This window comes from Enterococcus sp. 3H8_DIV0648 (assembly GCF_002140655.1).
GTDB lineage: Bacteria > Bacillota > Bacilli > Lactobacillales > Enterococcaceae > Enterococcus_A > Enterococcus_A hulanensis.
Genome location: NZ_NGLG01000001.1, coordinates 1330382 through 1333597, shown reverse-complemented (window position 1 = coordinate 1333597; position 3216 = coordinate 1330382). Strand labels below are relative to the sequence as shown.

The following is a 3216-nucleotide window of genomic DNA, read 5'->3' as shown; positions in this document are numbered from 1 at the left end:
CCTATCTGGATGGTAAGACGATTGAAGGTTTGACGCCTAAGGAATTTGATCTGCTATACACGATGGCGAAAAAACCGCGTCAAGTATTTACACGTGAACAGTTATTAGAATTAGTCTGGGACTATCAATATTTTGGTGATGAGCGGACAGTTGATGCTCATATCAAAAAATTGCGTCAAAAAATCGAAAAGGTTGGTTCGCAGGTGATCCAAACTGTCTGGGGTGTCGGCTACAAGTTTGACGATACCGAGGTTGGTCGATGAAATACCTTTATCAACAATTGCTGGCTTTTGGCGGGTTGATTTTGCTGATTCTATTAACATTAGGGCTGTCTTTTACCCAGTTCACACGTAAGACCTTAGAGGATAATAACTACAAAGAATTATTTGGTTATGCGGAATCTATGGAAAAAAACAATCTTTCTTTGAGTCGGGATATTCGCTTTGAGGGGATGTCCAGCAATGAGATATTTCAATTTGCGATTCGTGTGACTGAGTCCAGTTTGAATCAGCAGGATGTTTCCTTTGTTTTTATTGATAAGGACAGAAAGGTTCAGTATCCTGAAGAAACGGGAGAAGTAAATCAGCATTTAGTCAGTGACGAACAATGGAAGGCATTGAAGGCTGGGCAGCAGCAAAAAGTAACCAGCTCAAAAAATGTGATGGGGCAAAATCAAACGACCTCTTATGCGATGGTGCCCTTTTTCACTGACGAGGTTTTCTTTGGCGTATTATTAGTCAGCCAACCGGCGATGAATGTTGAGACGAGTGTCAATTCGATCGTTGCTGATCTGTTCAAGGCGTTTATCATTGCCTCGATCATCGCCATCATTGTCAGCTATTTCTTCGCAACGCAGCAGGTGAAGCGGATCAATCGGATGCGCTCGGCGACGAAGGAAGTAGCGATGGGAAATTTTGATGTTATCGTTCCTAATCGCAATCGTGATGAATTTGACGATTTGGCGGAGGACTTTAATAAGATGACGATCTCATTGAAAGAGTCGCAGGATGAGATCGAACGGCAAGAAGAACGCAGGAAGCAGTTCATGGCGGACGCCTCTCACGAGATGCGTACACCGTTAACAACCATCAATGGTTTACTGGAAGGGATGCAGTATAATGCGATTCCAGAAAACCAACGAGAAAAAGCTATCAAGCTGATGCAAAATGAAACGTCTCGCTTGATTCGATTAGTGAATGAGAACTTGGATTATGAAAAGATCCGAACCAATCAAATCACTGTTCTGTTACAGAAGTTTAACGCAACTGAAGCAGTCGCTACCTTGGTTTCTCAACTTCAAGGGAAAGCAGAAGCTTCCAATGATCGCTTGATTTTAGAAACGGACGAGACGATCGATGTGTATGCGGATTATGATCGCTTTGTTCAAGTGATGGTGAACTTGATTCAAAATGCGATTCAGTTTACCAAGGATGGTACGATTACCGTAGCGATCGCTAAACTGGATCAGGCTACAGAGATCAAAATATCCGATACGGGTATCGGGATGACCGAAGATCAGGTGAAGAATATTTGGGATCGCTACTATAAAGCTGATCCATCCAGAAAAAATACTAAATATGGTGAGTCTGGCTTAGGCTTGTCGATCGTACAAGAATTAGTACGTTTGCACAATGGAACGATCGAAGTTGAGAGTGAACTAAATAAAGGTACGACCTTTACTGTCGTATTCCCAGATAAGCCTGAAAAAATAGCAGAGACAGAAAAAGAAGCGTAAAACCATTTTGGTTTTACGCTTCTTTTATCATCAATTGCTTATAAAATTGCTAAGATAATAAAGTTTAGAATGAATAGAATATCCACGATCCAAAGAATCGGAGAGATTTCTTTCGTTTTTCCTTTGATTACTTTAACAATCGTGTAGAAGATGAATCCAGCAGCGATCCCGTAAGAGATGCTGTAGCACAGACCCATGAAGACGCTGGCGAAGAATGCTGGAACAGCTTCTTCTAAATCTAACCAATTGATATCCGCAAATGAAGCTAGCATCATCACACCGACTAAGATCAACGCAGGTGCAGTTGCTTGAGCTGGCACGATTGCGATCAATGGCGAGAATAAGCTGCTTAGTGCGAATAAAATAGCAACGACAACAGAAGTCAAACCTGTTCGGCCGCCAGCACCGATTCCGGCTGCTGATTCTACGTAAGTAGTTGTATTTGAAGTACCGAAGATCGCACCGATAGAAGTAGCGATCGCATCGGCGAATAAGGCTTTGTCCATCTTTGTTTTGAAACCGCGTGAACCATCGTCTAAAGCTTTTTCATCTTCTTTAGAGAAGATGCCCGTTCTGCGGCCAGTACCGATAAAGGTTCCGATCGTATCAAAAGTATCAGATAAGCTGAAGGCTAAAATCGTCATTAAAACCTGCGGCAGTTTAGAAGAATCAGAGAAAAGAGAACCCATGCCGGCAGGGCCAAAGGCTGCGCCGAATGTTGTTCCAAGTTCTTGGATCGAACTGCCTAGTGAGTTTGCGTGCCAATCGATCGCGCCTAATTGAACGACGCCCATTGGAATTCCTAATAAAGTCGTCACCACGATACCGATCAAGATCGCGCCGCGGACATTTTTAACCACTAAGATCGTAGTAAGAACTAAACCGATCACAGCTAGTAAAATTGGTGCGTTATTAAAGTTTGCCAAAGCTGGAACGATTCCGCTGTTGATAGAAACATTTGTTGCTTTGCCGCCTTCAACCACACTGCTGGTGATTGCTGATGAGTCAGCGCTGAAAGCAAGCAAGCCGGCATTTTTGATCCCAACATAAGCAACGAAGATCCCGATCCCGCCGCCAATGGCATGCTGCATACTTTCCGGAATTGCATGAATGATTAATTTACGAATTTTTGTGACGGTAATCAAAATATTGATGATCCCGCAGATAAATACCATTGCTAATGCTTGTTGCCAAGAGTAACCTAGACCGAATACAACTGTATAAGTGAAGAATGCGTTCAGTCCCATACCAGGTGCCTGCGCATAAGGAACGTTCGCAAACAATCCCATAACTAAAGTCCCGATTACAGACGCGATGATGGTTGCTAAGAAAACCGCCTGAAAGGGCATCCCTGAAGCTGATAAAATACTTGGATTAACGAATAAAATATAACTCATGGCGAAGAATGTTGTCACTCCGGCCATTACTTCAGTGGAAATGTTGGTACCTTGCTCTTTTAATTTAAAGAATTTCTCCATTAT

Annotated in this window: 3 protein-coding genes; 2 read left to right on the top strand and 1 reads right to left on the bottom strand. The window is 42.7% G+C overall.

Annotation, left to right across the window (positions count from 1 at the left end; all coding sequences use genetic code 11):
* Both A5875_RS06080 and A5875_RS06075 read left to right on the top strand, forming a co-directional pair.
* Positions 1–263, top strand: a 263-nt coding sequence (locus tag A5875_RS06080; RefSeq protein WP_141108327.1) for a winged helix-turn-helix domain-containing protein, incomplete at its 5' end; no start/stop codon positions are given.
* Entirely contained in the window at positions 260–1735 is a 1476-nt protein-coding gene (locus tag A5875_RS06075) for a sensor histidine kinase (protein ID WP_088932775.1), read from the top strand. The genes A5875_RS06080 and A5875_RS06075, both read left to right, overlap by 4 nt.
* A gap of 38 nt (positions 1736–1773) precedes the next feature.
* Here A5875_RS06075 and A5875_RS06070 read toward each other — a convergent pair whose 3' ends face one another.
* Complete coding sequence (locus tag A5875_RS06070) at positions 1774–3213, bottom strand: NCS2 family permease (protein ID WP_088932774.1); 1440 nt, start codon at positions 3211–3213, stop codon at positions 1774–1776.
* Between the last annotated feature and the right edge of the window lie 3 nt (positions 3214–3216).